Raw genomic sequence first — 21285 nt, 5'->3', positions numbered from 1 at the left:
CTTTGCCATACCTTGCGGCGCGAGTCGGCGGGTGCAGCAACCCGTGCGAGAACTATAGAAGCAACTATCCATGGCTATCAAGTGACATTTCGAGTGACCAACAATCGATCCAATAGGTGCGATATTGTTGCCGCCAATTCCCATGGGCGAGCTGGCAATCCCCGGTAATCCCCTCACAAATTAACTGGCATCAGTAGTGGAATTTCCTCGCAATCTTTCCGAGGAGGTTCCACGAAGAAGTCTCGTTTAGCGATAACCTGATCATTGCCATACTTAAGCGGGCCGAGGGTGGCATACTTGTTCCGGAGTTATGCCGAGAACGCGGCCTCAGCTCACCAGCCAAAAGCTTCGCGCATGGAAGTCCGTGCGGAAGCAACCGCGTCGCTGGTGCCAACGGACTATGCATTGAAGGCAGTCCATCCTGCGCACACCGCAGCTTCCAGGTGCGGCGGTGCGCGGCAGCCCGGGCTTCACCGGGTACATACGGATACGAGCTTAAATTGCCTCGTCCGACGCAGGTTGGGGTGTCGATCAGCATGATGCGCCGGTAATCCGAGCTAGCGCCATGGCGGCTGCCGTGGCCGAAGGAGAGTGTCATGCAAATTCTCTCGCGTTGCCGCGCCTTGGTGGCGCTTGTCTGTTTGTTCGCTGCCGCGTTCGCGGCCTATCCGTTGGCCGCTACCGCGCAAGCATCTCCCGGCACGGTTCTTTTTTCGCGAACCATGTCCGGTATGGTCGATGGATTCAATACACCTACTGGTTCGGCGATCTTCATCATCGGCGACGATGGCCTCCAGGAGCGACAGCTGACGCCCTACGCCACGGGCGAGTTCGACATGCCTGGCGTCGCGGGCTACGAAAACCTGTGGCTGACGAATGCCTTCAATCCGAGCGGGACGTGGAGCGTATATCTTCAGGCGCAGTCTGCGCTCCCTCATTACGTCGGTACCACGCCTTACCACGGCAAGTACTTCATCGTGAATGCATATGGACTGCGCACTCCGCCGATGTTTTATAGCCCCGATGATCTGCAATCGCCGAGCGATGGCCCGAGCTATGGCTCGGTCAGCTGGGGACCGGCCGGTAACGACCAGATTGCCTACGCCAATGTCCCGGACACCCTGGACGGCAGACACCCTTCCTGCGTGAGCCTGATGCAATCGGATGGCTCCAACAACCATAAGCTCTGGTGCGCAGCCACCTGGTATTACTGCGGAATCGAGGCGATCCGCTGGTCGGGCGACGGCAGCAGCCTGCTGGCCTATGCGGTGCGCGCCGACCGGTTTCTCAATCCGGAAGCGGATCTCTACTTGATCAATGCCACCACCGGCATGGCGACCTTGGTCGAGGCGAACATCAGGGCACCCTATGCCGGATGGGGCGTCGGTGATATTTCGTATGACGGCCACGAGGTGGTCTACGGCGTGGTCTCCGACACCAATGATCCCGGTCCCTGCAACGCATCGAACAGCCAGTCGCCTGTCGTGTGGTGTGCGAAGAACATGCTGACGGGCCAGACGGTCGCGCTTACCGATCCCAGCAACGTGGTTACGTTCGGGATTACGGGCCAAGTGCTGATCTCGCCGGACGGCAACCAGGCATTCCTGTCTTCCGTCTCGAGTCGGGATACCGAAATCTACGCCGTCAACACCGATGGATCGGGTCTGCGCAAGATAACCTCACCGTGCGTCACCATGGATGCGAACACAACGGTGTTGTGGCGTCCGGTGCGCGTATCGCCGGATGGTACGCGGATGCTCGCCAACTGCCACACTGAACAGTACCCGCCCGCGCCGGGAGTCACCACGGATCAGATCATGGTCGTCAGCCTGGCCGATGGCAGCGCCCGCTTCGTAACCAACGGCGTGGCATACGACTGGCATGCAACAACCCAGTAACTGCAAGATGTTGCCTTCGCGAGTGCGATCGTCCGGGCGAAACCAGTACCAATAACCCGCAAATTGCGCGGCCAGGGAGGCTTTGACTCGGACCGATGCCGATACGGCCATCGAGCGGCAGATCGTTGCGGCCTGCGATCCCGCTCGATGTGCATTCGATTGCATGGGATACGTGCTAATCGCGAATGCGCGCGCGCAGTCGATACGAAGTACGTATCACCGCTATTGGCAGTGAGGTGCACGTCATCCAGCCTGTACCGCGCACCGCTCTCATTCGGTAACCGGGGCGAGCATTGCATCGAGGTTGTAGTGATCGATGTGGCGTCGTACCTTGCGGCCGCCCTCCTCTCGAACCGTCCGGAATATCCGGATAGTTAGTCACGCTGCAATTCGGTTTCCAGATAGCGGGTTTGCAGATGGTTGTAGCAAAGTAACTGGCCGGACTGCCCGCCGAAGGCGCCCGTGGCCACGCGCCTCCAACCTCGGCCGCAGACGCAGCGATCCGGCTAAGCTCCGCAGCGCCGGTTCACATGCGTTGCACGCCTGCGCTGCAACAGTACCTTCCGCTTTGAGCCGCCAGGCTGACGCAACGAAGATCTTGCTGGGGAGCCATGCCTGATCTTGCACTGCCTGGCCGATGCCGTTGCCAATCCGTTGCCATTGAATCCAGTTGTTAGGGGGTCGTTCGCATGCGTCCACGTAGTGGGTTGTTCTGTTATGGGCTTTCGATCTTCTTCACGGTATTTGCGGCGAGCAGCGTCAGCGCGCAATCGACCGATCATCCACAGCCCGTTGCTCCCGTCGATAATCCGTGTTCCCGTCCTGCGGCGGGCAGCGTAGTTGCGCCGGAGTCGGCGCTTTACAGCCACGATGGCGTATTGCGCGTGCGTTTTTCCTATCAGAGCCGGCAGGATGAAACGGGCCGCACGCTCTATTGCTTCATGACGCCGGACGGCAAGCAAAATCCCGTTTTGCATGTCCGTCCGGGCGATAGCCTGCAAATCACCTTGACCAACAATGTACCCCCGGGCACCGAAATCATGGCGCTCAGCGGGCCGCATTGCGGTGCGGCGGTGATGGACAGCTCCTCCGTCAACCTTCATTTCCATGGCGCCAATGTCTCGCCCTCCTGCCATCAGGATGATGTGATCAAGACATTGGTCAATGCAGGCCAGACGTTTCAATACAACGTGAAGTTTCCCAGCAACGAACCGCCTGGACTGTATTGGTATCACCCGCATATCCACGGCATATCGGAGTCGATCGTGCAAGGTGGCGCAGCCGGTGCGATCGTCGTGGACGGCATCGAAGATGTGCAATCGGCTGTGGCGGGAATGCGTCAGCGCGTGCTGGTGGTGCGTGATCAGACGATACCGACGGGCGTTAAGGCTGGCGGAAGCGTTCCTTCCTGGGATGTGACGCTCAATTACGTGCCGATCACGTCGCCCACCAGCGCCACCTCGACCCAATTCGTGCCTGCGGTGTTGCTGATGCAGCGCGGCGAGAAGCAATTCTGGCGCGTCGCCAACGCATCCGCGGATACGATCCTTAATCTGAGTTACCTATGGGACGGAAAAGCGCAAACCATGCAATTGGTGGCGCGCGACGGTGTGGCGATCGGCTCCCAGGATGGCAAGCGGCCGGGCGCCCCGATCGGGCTTGAGCAAATCGTGCTGCCGCCGGCGGGGCGTGCCGAATTTATCGTGGACGCACCGCCGCAGAGCGTGAACCTGGCCCAGTTGGTTACGCAGAAGATCGATACCAACTCTTCCTTCGGTAACGACCCCGCGCGTCCCCTGGCAACGATACAGACGGTAGACGGGCGAATGCCGCAACCTGCGGGCCTAGCTTTGGATCGCTTGCCGGCCTTCACCGGGGAAAGTGTCGGCCATCAACGGTTCGGGGGCTTGGCGCAAGCCAAGGTGGCCCAGCTCAGGACGATTTATTTCGATCAAAAACCGCCCGCCTTTTACATGGCGGTGGAAGGCAAACCCGAGCATATCTTTGACCCCGATATGCCGCCGGATATCGTGGCAACCCAGGGCACGGTGGAGGAATGGGTGATTCAGAACCGCACCACGGAAAACCACGAATTCCATATCCACCAGATTCATTTCCTGGTCGAATCGCAAGACAATTTCGAAACCAATGGCTCGCAACAGGCTCCCGGCGTGACCGGCCAGTACCTGGATACGGTGCAGGTGCCGTACTGGGATGGCAATCCGCAGCATCCTTATCCCAGCGTCAAAGTGCGCATGGATTTTCGCGGACCGGATGTGGGCGATTTCGTATTCCATTGCCATATCCTCGGCCACGAAGACCTGGGCATGATGAATATCATCCGCGTGGTGTCGCGCAGCTCGGCGAGCAATGATCACTAGCCCAACCCTGGCGGCGTGGCGTCAGGGTCCTTGAATAGATTTCCTGTTTCATAGATGCGCTTGGAACTTTGCAGCCCGCGCCGGGGAGCGCGGGCGCAATTGCGGTGCGTTTCCCGGTCGAGCCTGGATGCGTTGCGCGGCGCTATCGCCCGGCCCTCCCCGAAGCAGTCGTCTTTCCGAACGTCGAGACGTTCCGGTCGTACACTGCGCGTCTCGTTTCCCTGGCTATTCCTATGTCCGCTCCCGTCCGGCTCGCTCATCGTGTCTCCGAGCTGTTCGGCCGCTCGCGTGCCGAAGCCGAGCAGTTCATCCGGAACGGCTGGGTGTCGGTGGATGGGCAGGTGATCGAGGCACCGCAACACAAGGTAACCGTCGAGCGGGTCGAACTCGCCCCCGATGCTCGACGGCAAGCGGTAGAGCCGGCCACGATCTTGATGCACAAGCCACCAGGCGTCGACGTAACCGACGGCGACAAGTGCGCCAGGACCCTGGTGACGCCGGCGACACGCTGGGCCGATGATCCCAGTGGCGAACGTCTGCTGCGACGCCATTTCCATCGTTTGACGTCACCGGTATCGCTGGACGCCGAGGCCAGTGGCCTGGTGGTGCTGACCCAGGATGGCCGGATACGGCGCCGCCTGACCGAGGACGCCGGCGTCATCGAGCACGAATACATCGTCGAAACCAGCGGTGAGATCGCGCCGGACGGCCTGCGCCGGCTCAACCACGGCCTGCGTTTCAACGGTCGTGCGTTGCCGCCGTGCAAAGTCAGTTGGCAGAACGAGACGCGCCTGCGCTTCGCGATCAAGGGCGTGCAAGACGGACAGTTGCGCGACATGTGCGGACAGGTCGGGCTGGGCATCGTGTCGATCCGCCGATTGCGCATCGGCAGGATCGCGTTGGGCAAAGGCCCGAACGGCGCGATGCCGCCGGGCATGTGGCGCTATCTGCCGATGGGCGAGAAATTCTGAGTCCGGCATGCGCCGAGGCTGCTGACAGGCCCTAGTCTTCCGCTGCCGCCTCGCGGCCTTGCTGCCGGATTAGCGCCTCTTCGCGTGCATCATTGATGGATTGGCGGATGCTGTCGAGGTCGACCTCGGTTTCGTCTGGCGTGAACTCGCCGGTCAGCTCGGTATCGGGACGCAACTCGCCGGCCTGGAACAGCGCCCAGATTTCCTCGCCGTACCACGTCTCCAGCAGCTCGGGTGCCCAACGTCCAAGGTGTGCAGTGAGGTTGTTGACGTCACGCAGCAGCATCGTGCGCGCCGCATTGTTGCCGCTGGCACTGACCACTTGCGGGAAATCAATGACCACCGGCCCATCCGGACCAACCAGTACGTTGTAGGCGGACAGATCGCCGTGAATCAGCCCGCAGCACAGCATCAGCACCACCTGCCGCACCAGCACGCGGTGGTAGTCACGCGCCTGCTCCGCGCTGAGTTCAACCTCACCCAGGCGTGGCGCGGAGAAACCTTCGGCGTCGGTGACCAGCTCCATCACCAGTACGCCGTGGAAATAGCCATACGGCTCAGGCACGCGCATGCCCGCGGCGCGCAATTGGTAGAGCGCATCAACCTCGGCGTTCTTCCAGGCGACTTCCTGCTGCTTGCGCCCATACTTGCTGGCCTTGCCGATCGCACGCGCTTCCCGACTGCCCCGTATCTTGCGACCTTCCTGATACTGCACGCGCTGCTGGAAGCTGCGCTGTGCCATGTCTTTGTAGACCTTCGCACACCGCACTTCGTTGCCGCTGCGCACGACATAGACCGCGGCTTCTTTGCCGCTCTTAAGTGGCCGCAGCACTTCATCAATAACGCCGTCATCGATCAGCGCCTGCAAGCTTGGAGGGGTCTTCACGGAGTCTCTGGGGGCAGTCGCCGCTGCGAGGGCGGCCATTAATTATAAATTTTCGCATCTTTTTGGCAGGGCTGGCCATCAGGACATGGATTTGCGTGCATGCAGCGCACCTGCTCCGGCAAGGCGTGTCACCGCCCGTATTGCAAGCGGATGGCGGCTACCGACTGGGGAGGCATCTCAATCAGCCATTCACAGCGGTCCCCTTGCCTTCCAATTTCCAGCTTGGTCTCTTCCATGCGCGACGCTTCATGCAGCTCGGCCACCATGCTGGAACTGAGATAGTCGGGCTTGCCCATTTGCTCCCAGCGACGCTTGGCGTTTGCATGCTCGTGATCTATCCGCCGAATGGTAGCCGTCGCGTGTTCGGGAAGCTGATCGATGAGGAAAGAAACCGATTGGCTTTCTATGGGGTGGCGTGGCAGGGCAAAGTTAGTAAGCAATACCGTGGCGAAATCGGCACCGCGAATGAGCCATGCATCGACCGTCTCGTGCTGGCCATGCACGGGAACTGTTTCCGTGCCAAGCCCATGCAGCAGTTCGTAAGCACGAAAGGAAGGTTTGGCCACGCCATGGATCGTCAGTAAGCCGAAGCCTCCCTGGAACGGCTGCGATGGAAAGTAATTTTCCTCAAAGATGTCCGAGAACGCCCAGTAACTGTAGCCCTGGACCAGGCCCTGCGCCTCCATCACGGTCTTGACGATAAACGCCGCGGCATAGGGATCATCATGCATGGCGTCGCGCGGATTGGAGGAGGTACACCATTCCGTGTAATACACCGGCCGCTCTCCTGCCTGGCGGCGGACCTCGCGCGCTTCTTCGCGAAGGACACTGCGCTTGCTGTCCGCAAGTTGCGTGACGGTGTCGTCGTCGGGCTTGCCAAAGGAATCGGTCGGATAGTGATGCGTGCTGATGAAGTCATACGCGACCTGTTGCTGCGCACAGAAGCCCATGAAATCGGCGATCCATGCGTTATCGGCAGTTGCCGGCCCGCCCACCTTCAAAGAAGCGTCCATGGCCTTGATAGCTTCGGCCGTATAGCGATACAGCTCAAAATAGTCGTCTTGCTTGCCGCTGCCGAATACGGTGAGATTGGGTTCATTCCACACCTCGAAATACCACTGCCGGACTTCGGCCAAGCCGTATCGATCGATCCAATGCCTGACCAGCTTGCGGATCAATACCGACCACCGGGCGAGGTCTTTTGGCCCCGTAACATTCGCGCGATAGTGGAAAGCGGTCTTATCTCCCGAGGCGAGCGCGGACGGCATGAAGCTCAGCTCCACGAATGGCTTCATGCCTATCGAAAGCAAAAAATCAAAGATCTGGTCGGCGTTGAAAAAAGAATAGATCGCATGCTCGCCCTCAACGGTGAGGGTGCTCATGTCATCGGAAAGAATGCCGTGAAAGCGAACGTGCCGGATGCCAAGTTCCTCGTGCACGCGCTTGATCTGCGATTGCCAATCCGCGCGTAGCGCTAGCGTCGCATGGCCGCTGCCAACCGTATGTTCCCAGAAATGCGGCAGTGCTGTGGCCTTGGCATTTAGCGTGGCGCTGAATTGGACCGCCATCGAAGGTTCACCTTTATGGTCAGGGCATTCGAATCCGTGGGACGATGCTCGCGCTAATGTGAATGCCATGTCGCAGTCTCTGTTCGAGCCTGCAAAGCGTGCTTTCCTTGCCGGTTTCACATGGTATTGGCAGTGATGGCCTTCGGCTTGCTGCCAAGGCGGCTCGATATCTCTCCGTAGCACGCAGAGCACATGGCGACTCAACCGCTCTCTGGCCGCCCACGTGCTTTCGAATGGTCGTGGCCCTGCTCCTGTTTGGAACGCTAGCCCGCTTGTTCGCGACGCTTCGTTGCTACCGAAATCGCAGGTCGATCAGCCGCGATGCAATCCCGCCAGCGCGCAGAAGCTTCCGGACCTTTTTCTTCGGGCTGGCCCCTCCCGCCCCAAGGACTTAAGGATGCTCGTTATCATGCACCGTCCTCGCCTTACCTTTCAGGAGTTACCCGATGAACGGCAACACCGTGCAAGCTGATTTGCTTCGCCTGTTCGAGCGCCACGGCGTGGAACTGGAATTGGATGAAGACTGGCTGGTGACTGACGGCGACTTTCCCGCCGTGCGGGCGAGCTGGCAGGAAGGCGCCGAAGGCGCGCCGGGCCGGCTGGATGTGGATGTGGTGATCAGCGAGGAACGCCATATCGAGGAAAGCGTTGCCGGCCATGGACGTGGAGACGCCGGCGTGCGCGATGCATTGAACGCATTCGAACGCAACGTCTTGTACGTGCTATTGGCCGCATGCTGGTACGTCACCGATGACCGGCGCATTCGGTTGCAAAGCTGGGAGCTTGGCATGCGCAGCTGGGATGTATTCATTGGCCCATTGGCGTTCAGCCGTGATGACCTGGCTGCGCCCGAAAGTTTGTTGTCGGGCTTGCAAGATGCCCTGCGCAACGAATCGCTGGGCGGTCACTTGCATTGGGTCCGCCTGTTCCTTCGCCGCGCCGATGACGGCTCGATGGTTACCGAGGCGTTACTGGATAACCAGCCGTGGCCGGGCGGCGATCGCCTGCTGGGCCAGCTGGCTTGGCCGTCGACCGGGCAAGCCTATAGCGCGCATTGCTTTATAGCGCTGGATATTCGCGACTACTGAACCCGCGCCCCGGCATGGGTCCTTGGCGGCTGTTCTTCGATTCGATAGAACACATCTGCCTTGATTAAAGGGTGCATCGCTGGCTCAAGGCCCGAATGAAGGACGATGTTAAGTATCCAGCCTGCTCCTTCATGAGCGGGCTGATAGCTGTCGATCCATTCCTGGCCCGCGTTGGCGAGCGCCCGGGCCATTCCGGGCAACGGCTTATCCGGATAAAACACGACCGGCATCCGGACGCGGCCCGGTGCATTGCCATCGGGCAAGCCATCGCCAAAGGCCAGTTCGTAGCAGTAATCAAGCTGGCATGTAACCGGTGCAGTTGCCAGCAGGCTGTCCGACGGAAACAGGGATTGGAACGCGCTTTCCAGTGCCTCGTGCAGATTCGCACCCTCCATGTCCTGCGCATCGTTTCGTTCAATCAAGGGAGCGACGCTGTTGCCTGCCACCTCTTCTGCGGTTCTGAGCAGGAACACGGGATTCGTGCGCGGTGTAGCGTTTTCCGGGCACAACGGATCGTAAAGAAGGCTTTCGTTGCGCACGATGGACATGCGGGAGCGTGCATTCTGGAACGTCGATACGTTAAGGCCGCTCCACGCCAGTTGAAAGGTTTGCCGGGCGAACGCAGGAACCTCCGAACCATTCGCCGGTACGTAAACGGCGGCAAGGCTCGACGGATCCGGCGTCTGCGCCAGAAACGGCACGCGGCGGCCGTCTTCAAGCAGCACTTCTAACTCAGGCCACTCTTTCTCCGCTCCAGCCGTTGGCGGCTCGCGGGTGAGGGATACGCTTTCGATGGCTTGCCTGCTTTTCGAATACGCCACACGCAGGCCGAACGTATGGCTGATCCCGGCAACGAAATCATTTTCAGGCAGGCTTGCGCTCTTGTGCGGCGGACGAATGCGCCACTGTTTGGCAACCGCCGCCACGAGGTCGGCAAAAGTCTGGCTTGCGTTCACATAAAAGGCTCTTTCGCCTGATTTAGGTTCCGGCGGGACACTGAGCAACTTCCGCAGTTTTTCGGCAACTGCCATGTATTGCGCCATGGCGCTGAACAGGTCGGGGCCGGAAGCCGGGATCTGTCGCCGGGACACCCCGCGCTGCAGATTGAATTCGGTGGTCACCCGCAGCGTGTCCTGCGGCGCGAACTCGTGTGCAAGGCCAAGCCTGTAGGTCCACAGGGAGAGCTGTCGCAAGCCATTCGGCGGATCGAAGCTGGCTACTGCCGTTTGTTCGACGACGCTAGGCAATGCTGGATAGGTGCGCAATGGCGCAGGTATCTGCATGCAAACCTCGCTCTCACCGGGCCGCGCTGTGCTGGCGACATCGTGCTGGACGATCACCGGAAGGTCGTAGCCCTTGCTCAGGCCAAGTTGCAGCTGCTGCACGAGCGTAGCGCGCGCCGCTTGCAAGGCTTGCTGGTAATCCGGATCGGTTTCACAGGCCGAACAGTCAAACACACTTTGCAGCTGGCCAACGATGCCCGACACGATGGCCTGCTTGCTGTCGATGGCACGGGCAAGCATGGCGCGCTCCGACTGACCCTCACGTTCGGCCGGGTTCAAAGCGGCCAGGAAATGATCCAGGTCGCCAAGGAATTGTCGTGCCCAAAGTTCGACATCAACCGCCGCGAAAAAGGCCGGCAGCGTGGCGTCGCCAAGCGTGCCGTCATCATTCAAGAATTTGATCTCGACGTGGCGCGTAACGAGGTGATCGTATAGCGGAGCCAGCGCAAAGCATCGTGGCGGGGGCAGCGACTTGGACAAGTAGGCGCCAGGCGCCAGATGCGCCTTGGCGGCAACAGCACCAACAATACGTTTGGACACGCCATTCCCCTGATTGAATGATGGAGTTGATGAACCGCCACCCGCATGGCGCATCACTCCGTGCTGCACGTTTGCGTTAGACGGCCTGCTCGACCGGCATTTCCCTGTCGGCTTTATCGTAGAACGCCTTGGTCATCCTGCCGGCGTCCATCGTCCACTTTTCCGTGCTGTTCGGCGCAGGCCTGTGCATATCTCCAAGCGAGTCCTCTGGCGCAACGCGCGTTGAGGCAAAGGTTGAAGAACGTCTCGCATTGACCGGCAAGCCACCCACCTGGACCGGGAACGCGCTCATGCACCCGAGCTGGGCGTGAAGCTCGTCGATATGGACGAGGCCCGACATGCTGCGCTCCGCAGTTCTCCCGGAAATGCTTGAACCAGCACGAAAAAGTTGGGCAAGCCTCTCAGGCCGCCCCAGGCCCGCGCCGCTGTCCCGGAACTTTCATATCCGAGTGGTTCAATCCAGAGCATGCCACAGGCTGCGCGGTGCCAACGCGGCCCATGGCCTGTCGTAAGGGGGAATCCGCAGAAATGGGTGCTGTACCAACCCTTGTCGTCGTACTCACTCCAGGAGTTTTCACATGTTTAGTCTTCGTAGGTTTCGCAAGGCATTCCTGCCGGCGTCGATCGCCCTGATGGGATTCACGCTGGCCTATGCCCAGGTCGATCCAGGCTCGAATCAGAACGCCGATTTCTCTGCGCATTCTCCCTGGCATGGCGCCGGACGGTCACCGCAAGATCAAATCCCCACCGCCACGCCGATCAAGCATCTGGTGGTGATCTTCGACGAAAACCGTTCTTTCGATCACTACTTCGGTACCTATCCCGTGGCGGCGAATCCATCCGGCGAACCGGCATTCAAAGCCAAGCCATGGACACCCCACGTCGATGGCCTGTCGCCGGCGCTGCTGAACGACAATCCGAACAAGCTCAACCCGATCAATGGCGTCAACGCGGTGAACCCTTTCCGGCTTGATCGCACCCAGGCCAATACCGAAGGCCAGAATCACAGCTATACGCCGGAGCAGCTGGCGTATGACGACGGCGCCGCCGACCGCTTTCCCGCCTATACGGGTAACAACACGGTGACCACCACCGGCGCGTTCGGTACGCATGGCCTGGTGATGGGCTACTTCGACGGCAACACCGTCACGGCGATGTGGAATTACGCGCAGAACTTCGCCATGAACGACAACGCCTATACCGATACCTATGGTCCCTCGACGCCGGGTGCGATCGCCGTGGTATCGGGCACCAATAACGGCGCCAGGGTAGTGCTGGGCTCGGCCTCGACCATTCCCGACGGCCGTGGCGGCCTGAGCCTGATCGGCGATACCGATCCGGCGTATGACACCTGCTCGTCGACCAGCAGCACGGTGTCGATGACATCCAGGAACATCGGCGACCTGCTCAATGCCCACCACATCACCTGGGGCGGCTTCATGGGTGGCTTCGACCTGGCCGCGGTGAACGAGAACGGCACTACCGGTTGCAAGCGCAGCACCTATTCGAGCGTGCTGGATGCCACCGAGACCGATTACACGCCGCATCACAACTGGTTCCAGTATTACGCAAGCACTTCCAATCCGGCGCACACACGTCCCACCTCGACTTCCGAAGTCGGTTACACGGACCAGAAGGACAGCACCTCCACACCCGTTCACCACGAATACGATGTGAACGATTTCTTCAACGCCGTATCGTCGGGCAACTTCCCGTCGGTCAGCTATATCAAGCCGCCCGCGGTGGACGATGCACACCCTGGCAATTCCGATCCGTTGGATGAGCAATCGTTCGTGGTGAAGGTGCTCAACTTCCTGCAGCAGCAGCCCGATTGGGATAGCACCGCCGTCATCATCACCTATGACGACTCCGATGGCTGGTACGACCATCGTTATGCGCCGCCCAGCACATCGTCGTTCGATGCCACCACGCCGCAAGGCACGGTGATCGGCGCCGACCAGCTCAATGCGCCGGGGGTCTGCAACGCGCCGGGTGCCAAGCAGGGCGTGGGCGTGAATGGCGGCACTGTCAACGGCCGCTGCGGTCCCGGTACGCGCACGCCGTTCCTGGTGATCTCGCCTTATGCGCGCGTCAATTATGTGGATGACACCCGCATCACGCAGGCCTCGGTGGTGCGCTTCATCGAGGACAATTGGCTCCGCGGCGAGCGCATCGGCCAGGGTTCAAACGATGCCATCACCGGTAGCATCATGGGTATGTTCGATTTCAGCCGCCGCCCGTTTGAGCTGGCCCCGCCGCTGTTCCTCGATCCGGGCCTGGGTACGCCGGTTGCCGATAAACGCTCGCCCTGGCATTCCTGATCGCCGGCTCGAACGTGGACCGTGGGTTTGGTCCTGCCCATGCAAGTGAACCGCCGCTGCCGCATGACATGTCATGCGGCAGCGGTGTTGCTGTCGGCCCTGTCGCGCCCGTACGCCATCGCCCTGGACATGCTTTTGACTTCACCATCTCCGCCTACGCGCGCACCGGCACCGCGCCAGCCGTTGTTGCTTTTCAAACTCCTGCTTGGCCTGGCGTGCGCATGCAGCTGGCTCACCAGCTATGCGTTTCTCGAACAGGCCACGAAACCACAAGGCGACGCCGCCGATGACAGCGGCATCAACCCACATCCTGTCTCTCTGAAATTGCCGCAGGCGAACCCGCTGAGCGCGGTCGCATTGCTGGGCAAATCGCTGTTCTTCGATCCGATGTTGTCGGGCTCGGGAGGGCAGTCCTGCGCTTCCTGCCATAGTCCGGCATACGGTTACAACCCGCCCAATGCGCTGACCGTGCAGCAAGGTGGGAAGGATCTGCACCAGGCCGGTTATCGCCCGCCGCTCTCGCTGGCCTATTTATATCGGCAGCCGCCTTTCAGCATCGGGCCGGATCCCGCCGACAACGATGTGGCGCCCGACCTGAATGCGATCGCCGCATCCGTGCGCGGCGATCCGCGTGCAACCAAGCAGGCCGGCATGGCGCCAGCGGCGCCCGCGATGGTGGCACAAGGCGGTTTGTTCTGGGACGGTCGCGCCGATTCGCTGCAACGGCAGGCTTATCTGCCCCTGCTCAATCCGGTGGAAATGGCCAACGCCAGCATCGACGAGGTGGCGAATAAATTGATGCGAAGCCGCTATCGGCAAAGATTCGCGCAGCTGTTCGGGCCTGGCATCCTGCATGATCCGCAGCAACTGGTTTCCGAGGCGATGTTTGCCATCGGCCGCTTCCAGATCGAAGACGCATCTTTTCATCCGTTCACCAGCAAGTACGACGCATGGCTGCAAGGACAGGCACGACTGACTCCGGCGGAACTGCGTGGACTGCGCGCTTTCAACGACCCCAAGCGAGGCAACTGCGCCGGCTGCCATCTCAGCCAGCCGAGTCGCGATGGCTTGCCGCCCTTGTTCACCGACACTCAATACGAAGCATTGGGCGTACCGCGCAATGACACGCTCATGCTCAACCGCGATCCGCATTACTACGATCTTGGTATCTGCGGCCCCTTCCGCAAGGACCTCGCGCGCCAGACGCAATACTGCGGCATGTTCCTCACACCCACTTTGCGCAACGTGGACAAGCGCGCCGTGTTCTTCCACAACGGCATCTACCATTCACTGACGCAGGTATTGGATTTCTACAATTTGCGCAACGTCGCCCCGCAAAAAATCTATCCGCACGATGCACACGGCAAGCTGGAGCTATACAACGATATACCCGTGGCTTATCAGGGCAACGTGGACACCACCGACGCCCCTTTCGATCGCCATGCTGGCGATGCCCCGCCGCTCACCACCCAGGACATCCGGGACATCATCGCCTTCCTCCACACGCTGGACGATGGTTACCAGCAAGGGCGGCGCCAGCCGAGTCATGCTACCCGCTCAAGCGAATAGTGCGAATCGGCGGCTTTCTTTGGCCCGCGCACCCGCAGGAAATAAAACAGCCACGCCCGCGTGCCCGCGGCGGTTCACTACGGGATCACCCCATGCGGGCTCTTTTTGCAGGGCTAACGCCCATCAGCCGCCATGGACCTTCTGTAGATAGGCGCAAAGCATATCGGCCATCGCATCGGCGTAGGTCTCGATCTCCGCTGGCGTGCGGGGGCTCTCCGAAAACTGCTTGCCCACCGCGCTGAGCGTCGTGGTGATCAGGTCGCCGGCCAAGGCACGAGTGGCCGCGGAGGCTTCTGGCAAGGCTTCCCGCATAAAGGCCTGGACAATGCGATCTCCCGCCGCCCTCGCCTCCCGCGCCTCGGGCGCATCGCGATAAAGAGGTGCCGCATCATTGAGCGCCACGCGCATCGCCGCCTCCTCGCATTCCGAGCGGATGAAGGCATGGACCAGCAGGCGCAGGCGCTCAGGCGGCCGCTTGCCTGTGTCCGTGAGAATGTCGTGCAGCAGGGTCGATGTCTGGCGCCATTCGTCGCTTTGCAGCCGAAACAGGATCGCCGCCTTGTTCGGAAAATACTGATACAGCGATCCGATACTGACCCCGGCCTTCTCGGCCACCCGCGCCGTGGTGAAACGCGGCGCACCTTCCTCAGCCAAAACCTGAGCTGCCGCTTCCAGAATGAAGGCGACAAGCTCCGTGGAACGGGCCTGTTTAGGCTGTTTTCGCGAGGAAATCTTCGGGTTTTGGCGGGCAGTCATGAGAGCGCGGCAATGCGAATAGCAAACCTGACGAATGGGTCGCATTCTAATCCGGCGCAAATACACACGCACTTTTTTGTATCGGAGACTTGCATGACCACCCTGACCACCCTTCCCCTTGCTCCCTTGCTGCACCGTTTGTTCGAAGAGGCCGATACGGCTTCGCCCGTCATGAGCCCCGCCATGGCGCAGCTCTCTTCCGAAGAACGGGAGCGCCTGATGCGGAGCAAGCACGACTATCTCGACTTCTACGGCAGCCTTAAGGATTTTCCGCTCGCTGTTTCGCGCGAGACCGGCATATTGCTCTACATGCTCGCGCGAAGCTGCAGGGCGCGCACCATCGTCGAATTCGGCACCTCGTTCGGCATCTCGACCTTGCATCTTGCCGCGGCCCTGAGGGACAACGGCGGCGGACGGCTGATCACCAGCGAATTCGAAGCCTCCAAGGTGGTGCGGGCCCGCAATAACCTCACCGCAGGGGGCCTCATCGATCTGGTGGAAATCCGGCAAGGCGATGCGCTGCAGACGCTGAGCGTCGATCTTCCCGAAACGATCGATTTGCTGTTGCTCGATGGCGCCAAGGCGCTTTACCCGGAGATCCTGGATCTCGTGGAGAGCCGCCTGCGACCGGGCGCGCTCATCGTCGCCGACAACGCCGATTACAGCCCCGAGTATCTCGCGCGCGTGCGCTCGCCTGTCCATGGCTACTTGTCCACGCCGTTTGCCGAAGACGTTGAGTTGTCCATGCGGATCGGTTGATCGCCGATGCTTTCAGCGCGGCTGCGAGCGTAGCCGGCCGCTCGCCGACGCGCAGCGAATCGAGCCGGTGGCGGACAGAAAACACGCAGCTGGCCCAGTGGTTCCGGTCCAGGGTTGCAGCATGACGGGCCGCTACCGGCACCTTTGGCGAACGAAGCTTTTTACGCTACTTGGCCCAGCCCAGCCCCAGGCTCTTCTGCAACGAGACGTAATCTTTCAGCAGATCGGCCTTGCCTTCGACCAGATTCTGCTGTGCGCTGAATTGCCCGCGTTGCGTATCGAGCAGATCGATCAACGATGAAGCACCGGCATCGTAGCGTTGGCGCATCAATGCGGCGGAACGGTCGGCCGAGGCCTGGATTTGTTGCAGGCGCGCGACACGCTCGCGCTGATGGCCGTAGCGGGACAATGCACTGTTGGCATCCTGCAGCGCGGCGAGCACGGTTTGCGTGTAGCGCGCGGTTGCTTCGTCGCGGCTGGCTTCGGCCTGGCGAATGCCGCCGCGGGTACGGCCGAAATCCAGGATGTCCCATTGCAGGTACGGCGCGCCCAGCCAGGTGAGCGCGCTTTTGCGGGCAAGGTGTCCCGGATCGGCGGCATTGGAGCCAATGAATCCGAGCATGGTCACCTTGGGAAACAGATCGGCGGTGCGCTCGCCGATTTGCGCATTGCTCGCGGCGAGCCGGCGTTCGGCGGCACGGATGTCCGGACGTTGCCGCAACAGGGTGGCCGGATTGTCGATGGGTACCGACACGGGCAGTACCGGCAACGGCGCCGGCGTGGATAACTGCTGGTCCAGTGCACCGGGAGGTTGCCCCGTGAGCACGGCGAGCTGGTCGAGCGATTCGGTGATCTGCTCGTCGAGCGGAATCAGCGTGGCCCGGGTGTTTTCCACCTGCGTGGCCTGCCGTTCCACGTCCGCATCGGTAACCACGCCGCGCGCGCGACGCTGCCGGATCAAGGCGAGCGTCTGCTGTTCCAGTTCGGCCGACCGATTGGCAAGCGCAAGCCGCTGTTGCTGATCGCGCAAATTGATATATGCCTGGGCCACCTCGGCCGCCAGGGAAACCTGCGTATCGGCCAGGTCAGCGTCGACGGCGTCTGCCTGCGCGGACGCGGCTTCGATGGCGCGGCGCGTGCCGCCAAACAAATCGATCTCCCACGATGCATCGAAGCCTGCGGAATAGAACTGCAACGGCCCGCGTCCTTGCGATGCATTCGTGCCGGACGACGGCTGCCCCGGTTGCGTGCCAGGGCTGGTATCGGATTGCAGGGATTGCAGTCCTGAAAGATCCGGCTCGCGCATGCGCAAGGCGGCCGCATCGGTCGACACCTTCGGCAGCGCGGCGGCCTGCTGCTGTTGCAGCTGCGCGCGCGATTCGCGCAAGCGCGCCTGGGCTGCGCGCAAATCCTGGTTGTGCGCCATGGCCTGCACGATCAGCGCATCCAATTTGGGGTCACCGAGCGCGATCCACCACGTGCTCGGCGCGTGGGCCGCCACGATGCCGGTGTCCGGTGCACGCACGAAGGTATTGGCACCACCGCCGGCGACGCTTGGCGCGCCGCGGTAATCGGGGCCGACCGTGCAGCCCGTCAATGTCGTGAGCGAAGCGAGCAGCGCAAGCAACCGGGCGCGCGAGGAAGGGAAAGGAAAAGCGGACATGTCGGGATTTCCTCAGTGGCCACCGGCTGCCGGCGCGTGATAACTGGGCGTCTTCAGCAGCAAGGCAAGCGGAACGCAGCACAGCAGCGCGATGCCGAGCAGGTAGAACACCTCCGAATAGGTGATCACCATCGCCTGTTGCTGGATCTGTCCGGCCAGTTGGCCGAGCGCGCGCATGCGCGAGTACGCCAGGTCCCCGGTTTGCGCAAACCAGCTGGCGGCGTTGGCGGCAATGCGATCCTGGCCCAGTACGGAATTGGCGGTCAGCGATTCGCGGATGGTGGCTACATGGAACGTATTGCGCCGGTCGATCACCGTGCCGATGATCGCCAGGCCGATCGAACCGCCAAGATTGCGCGCCATGTTGTAGATGCCGGCCGCATCGCCCGATTCCTCGCGCGACACCGCGGCCATCGAGGCCTGGTTCAGCGGCATCATCGCCAGCATCTGGCCCGCGCCGCGGATCAATTGCGACCAGAAGAAATCGTGGCCGACGCTCTGCGCGGTCAGATGGATATCCAGCATGCAGCTGCTCACGAAGCACAGCAGGCCGGTAATGACCAGGAAACGGAAATCCACCTTGCCGAGCAGGCGCGGCAGGATCGGCATCATCAGGAACGCGGGCACGCCCGACACCAGCATCACCCAGCCGGACTGTTCCGCGTTATAGCCGGCGATCAGGCCCAGGAACTGCGGAATCAGGTAGATCACCCCATACAGTGCCGCGCCGACCACCACCACGATGAGGATCACGCTTGCATAGCGTGGATTGCGCAGCAAGCTCAGCCGCATCACGGGCCGCTTGGCGGTGAATTGCGAAATGGCGATCAGCACCATGCCGAACAGCGATAGCAAGCTGAGCCAGATGATCAGGTCCGACTCGAACCAGCGTTCGCGCTGCCCTTCCTCCAGCACCACCGTCAACGAACTGAGTCCGGCCGACAGACCCACGATGCCCAGCCAGTCCGCCTGCCGCAGCGCCTCCCAATGGGGCCGATCCGAAGGCAAGCCGGCCATGAGCAGCGTGATCAGCCCGATGCACACTGGCAGGTTGATGAAAAAGCACCAGCTCCAGCTGATGTTTTCCGTCAGCCAACCGCCGAGCACCGGGCCCAGCAATGGTCCGAGCAATACGATCAGGCCGAACGCGGTCATGCCCACCGGCAGTTGCGACATCGGCAGGCGGCTGCGGATGATGGTCTGCGCGGTCGGTATCATCGCGCCGCCGGTAAGGCCCTGGCCGATACGCCCGATGATCATCGCCATCAGCGTATGCGACAGTCCGCACATCATCGAGAACAGGATGAACAGCACCGCGCAGCTGAGCAGGAAGTTGCGCAGGCCGAACACCCGCGTCAGCCATGCGGCGAGCGGAATGATCACGATTTCCGACATCAGGTAGCCGGTCGAGATCCAGGTGCCTTCGGTGCCGGTCGCGCCGATCTCGCCCTGGATTTGCGGCAAGGCGGAGTTGGTGATGGAAATATCGAGCGTGGCCATCAATGCGCCAAGCGAGCCGGCCGCCACGGCGATCCAGTCCGCTACCGTGGCGCGCTCGGGATGGCTGGCCGGCGCGGCGGCCGCTTCAGCCATGATGGTCGCCTGCCGGGTCGTCCCGCCCCGGGCGCGTATCCACGTCCACCGTGACCGACAGTCCCGGCATCAGCAACTTGCGCGTTTGCTCATCCGCGTCCAGGCGAATGCGCACCGGCACGCGCTGCACGATCTTGGTGAAGTTGCCGGTGGCGTTTTCCGGCGGCAGCAGCGCAAATTCCGAACCGGTGCCCGGCGCGAAGCTTTCGACCACGCCATGCAGTTTCGCGTCCGGCAAGGCATCCACGTGGATGGTTGCCGACTGGCCCGCGCGCATGCGGCCGATCTGCGTTTCCTTGAAGTTGGCGGTGAGGTAGACGTTCTGCACCGGCACCACCGTCATCATGCGCGTACCCGGCTGCGCGTACTGCCCGACGCGCACACTGCGGTCACCCACGCGGCCAGCCAGCGAACTGCGAACCAGCGTGTCCTGCAAATCCAGTTGTGATTGCTGTGCGGATGCCTGCGCGGCCTCCAGCTGCGCGCGCGCCTGGGCGATCTGCGCGGTCAGATCGGCCATTCTCGCCTGGGCCTGGTCGACGGCGGCGATGTCGGCCGCCAGGTTGGCGCGCGCCTGATCGCGATTGCTGACCAGCACCGACAGCTGATCGCCGCTTTCCGCGCCGCTTTTGGCCAGCGGACCGTAGCGGCGCACCTCGTCTTCCGCATGGCGACTGCTGACCTGGGCTGCCTGCCACTGGGCCCTGGCCTGCTCGATGGCGGCGCGTTGCTGCACCATGCCCGCCTGCGCCCGCTGAATATCCGCCTTGCGCGCGTCGACCGTTGCCCGGGCCTGGTTCAAGGCGGCCCGATACTGCCGGCTATCGAGGCGCACCAACGGATCGCCCGCCTTTACCGTGGCGTTGTCGCCCACGTAGACATCGGTGACGTAGCCGCTGACTTTCGGCGCCACGGTGACGCTGTCTGCCTGCAAATACGCATCGTCGGTGCTTTGCATGAAACGGCCGACGATCCACCAATAGGCCAGCGCAATCACCGCCACGATAGCCAGCACCAGGCCTACGGGTAGAAGAATCCGCCGCACTTTCGACCGGCGCGCGGAAGGAGCGGCAGCCGCGTTCGACACGTCGCCAGGTGTGGGACCGGTGGGAGCGGGCATGCGCTGTCGTCCAAAATTATTCCAGGTGGAATATTTATTCCGATTGGAATAAATTTGTCAAAGGGTACCTTCGCAGGGGTGAGCAGGAGAAAACCCGCATGAGCCAGACCAAGCGCCCTCGCCGTCCTTCTGCCGGAGGCTATGCGCGTGGCGATGAAACACGCCAACGCATCATCGCCGCGGCGCTGGAGTTATTCGGCGAGCATGGCTTCGCCGGCGCTTCCACGCGCGACATCGCCGCCGCCGCCGGCGTGAATGCTCCGGCGCTGCAGTACTACTTCCAGAGCAAGGAAGGCCTTTACCAGGCCTGCGCCGAATACATCACCCATGAACTGAAGGCGCGCTTCGCGCCCGCCATGCGCTACGCCAGCGCTGCGCTGAAAAAAGCCGACAGCGATACGGAAACGCTGATCGAAGCGTTCATCGGAATCCAGGCAGCGATGGTGGACAGCATGCTGACGCCCTCGCATGCGTCGAAAGGCCAGCTCATTGGCCGGGAACTGGCGGGTGAAGCGCCGGACGTGGCATCCAAGCTATTGCGCAAGCATCTGCGCCAGCCCTTGAACAGGGTTACCCTCGGTTTGCTGGCACGCATCAGCGGCCTGGCGCCGGATGATCCGGTCACGCGCATCCGGCTGCTTACGCTGAAGGGGCAAATCCTGTCGTTCCACTATCCGCCTGGCGCCTGTCTGGAGGTGCTTGGCTGGAGGGAAATCGATGCCACCAAGGGCGCCCTGATCAAGGACGTGATACTGGCGCAGACACGCACCTTGTTGCACAGCTGGGTTGCCGTTCCGGCGGCAGGCGGCGGACGCAAGCTGCAGTCCGCCACCCGATCGGTCTAAGCACAAAAGTACGCCGGCATCCTGCTCGCGATGCCGGCGCACGC

The 21285-nt window shown here is 61.7% G+C and carries 16 protein-coding genes; 8 read left to right on the top strand and 8 right to left on the bottom strand.

All coding sequences use genetic code 11. The features are described 5' to 3' along the window. Positions 1-596 precede the first annotated feature (596 nt). The 3 genes from ISP15_RS14840 (at position 597) to ISP15_RS14830 (ending at position 5250) form a co-directional block, all read left to right on the top strand. Entirely contained in the window at positions 597-1898 is a 1302-nt protein-coding gene (locus ISP15_RS14840; RefSeq protein WP_404548417.1) for a TolB-like translocation protein, read from the top strand. Positions 1899-2587: 689 nt separating this feature from the next. Then, a complete protein-coding gene (locus ISP15_RS14835; protein ID WP_404548416.1) occupies positions 2588-4279 on the top strand; it encodes a multicopper oxidase family protein in 1692 nt (563 codons plus the stop codon). Positions 4280-4512: 233 nt separating this feature from the next. After that, entirely contained in the window at positions 4513-5250 is a 738-nt protein-coding gene (locus ISP15_RS14830; protein ID WP_404548415.1) for an rRNA pseudouridine synthase, read from the top strand. Between the two features lie 31 nt (positions 5251-5281). Here ISP15_RS14830 and ISP15_RS14825 read toward each other — a convergent pair whose 3' ends face one another. Both ISP15_RS14825 and ISP15_RS14820 read right to left on the bottom strand, forming a co-directional pair. Beyond that, entirely contained in the window at positions 5282-6136 is an 855-nt protein-coding gene (locus ISP15_RS14825) for a PA4780 family RIO1-like protein kinase (protein ID WP_404548414.1), read from the bottom strand. Between the two features lie 128 nt (positions 6137-6264). Beyond that, a complete protein-coding gene (locus ISP15_RS14820; protein WP_404548413.1) occupies positions 6265-7704 on the bottom strand; it encodes a GH39 family glycosyl hydrolase in 1440 nt (479 codons plus the stop codon). Positions 7705-8150: 446 nt separating this feature from the next. Between ISP15_RS14820 and ISP15_RS14815 the strand changes: the two genes are divergently transcribed. Next, a complete protein-coding gene (locus ISP15_RS14815) occupies positions 8151-8792 on the top strand; it encodes a DUF6348 family protein (RefSeq protein WP_404548412.1) in 642 nt (213 codons plus the stop codon). Here the strand turns inward: ISP15_RS14815 and ISP15_RS14810 are convergent. Both ISP15_RS14810 and ISP15_RS14805 read right to left on the bottom strand, forming a co-directional pair. Next, the gene (locus ISP15_RS14810; protein WP_404548411.1) at positions 8786-10615 is read right to left on the bottom strand and encodes a hypothetical protein; all 1830 of its coding nucleotides are present in this window, start codon (positions 10613-10615) and stop codon (positions 8786-8788) included. The two genes, ISP15_RS14815 and ISP15_RS14810, sit on opposite strands and share 7 nt — an antisense overlap. A gap of 76 nt (positions 10616-10691) precedes the next feature. Then, entirely contained in the window at positions 10692-10955 is a 264-nt protein-coding gene (locus ISP15_RS14805) for a hypothetical protein (protein ID WP_404548410.1), read from the bottom strand. A gap of 238 nt (positions 10956-11193) precedes the next feature. On the opposite strand from ISP15_RS14805, the gene ISP15_RS14800 reads away from it, so the two are divergent. Together ISP15_RS14800 and ISP15_RS14795 are read left to right on the top strand one after the other, a co-directional pair. Then, positions 11194-12936 (top strand): phospholipase C, encoded by a 1743-nt coding sequence (locus tag ISP15_RS14800; protein WP_404548409.1) that lies wholly within the window; start codon positions 11194-11196, stop codon positions 12934-12936. A gap of 135 nt (positions 12937-13071) precedes the next feature. Continuing rightward, positions 13072-14505, top strand: coding sequence for a cytochrome-c peroxidase (locus tag ISP15_RS14795; protein WP_404548408.1), 1434 nt, complete (start codon positions 13072-13074; stop codon positions 14503-14505). A gap of 123 nt (positions 14506-14628) precedes the next feature. Here ISP15_RS14795 and ISP15_RS14790 read toward each other — a convergent pair whose 3' ends face one another. Then, positions 14629-15261, bottom strand: a complete 633-nt coding sequence (locus tag ISP15_RS14790; RefSeq protein WP_404548406.1) for a TetR family transcriptional regulator — start codon at positions 15259-15261, stop codon at positions 14629-14631. A 93-nt stretch (positions 15262-15354) separates the two neighbouring features. Between ISP15_RS14790 and ISP15_RS14785 the strand changes: the two genes are divergently transcribed. Beyond that, positions 15355-16020: an O-methyltransferase gene (locus ISP15_RS14785; RefSeq protein WP_404548405.1), complete on the top strand. Its 666-nt coding sequence runs from the start codon at positions 15355-15357 to the stop codon at positions 16018-16020. A gap of 166 nt (positions 16021-16186) precedes the next feature. On the opposite strand, the gene ISP15_RS14780 is transcribed toward ISP15_RS14785, so the two are convergent. Genes ISP15_RS14780 through ISP15_RS14770 form a run of 3 tightly spaced genes read right to left on the bottom strand, consistent with a single transcriptional unit; the run spans position 16187 to position 20396 of the window. Continuing rightward, positions 16187-17683, bottom strand: a complete 1497-nt coding sequence (locus ISP15_RS14780; protein WP_404548404.1) for an efflux transporter outer membrane subunit — start codon at positions 17681-17683, stop codon at positions 16187-16189. A 12-nt stretch (positions 17684-17695) separates the two neighbouring features. Continuing rightward, positions 17696-19279: an MDR family MFS transporter gene (locus tag ISP15_RS14775; RefSeq protein ID WP_404548436.1), complete on the bottom strand. Its 1584-nt coding sequence runs from the start codon at positions 19277-19279 to the stop codon at positions 17696-17698. Then, entirely contained in the window at positions 19269-20396 is a 1128-nt protein-coding gene (locus tag ISP15_RS14770; RefSeq protein WP_404548403.1) for an HlyD family secretion protein, read from the bottom strand. Before ISP15_RS14770 ends, ISP15_RS14775 begins: the two co-directional genes overlap by 11 nt. A gap of 98 nt (positions 20397-20494) precedes the next feature. On the opposite strand from ISP15_RS14770, the gene ISP15_RS14765 reads away from it, so the two are divergent. Continuing rightward, on the top strand, positions 20495-21241 hold the full coding sequence (locus tag ISP15_RS14765) for a CerR family C-terminal domain-containing protein (protein WP_404548402.1): 747 nt from the start codon (positions 20495-20497) through the stop codon (positions 21239-21241). The last annotated feature ends 44 nt before the right edge of the window (positions 21242-21285 follow it).

The organism is Dyella jejuensis (assembly GCF_044904675.1).
Lineage (GTDB): Bacteria > Pseudomonadota > Gammaproteobacteria > Xanthomonadales > Rhodanobacteraceae > Dyella_B > Dyella_B jejuensis.
This window is presented reverse-complemented; position numbering and strand designations above follow the sequence as displayed.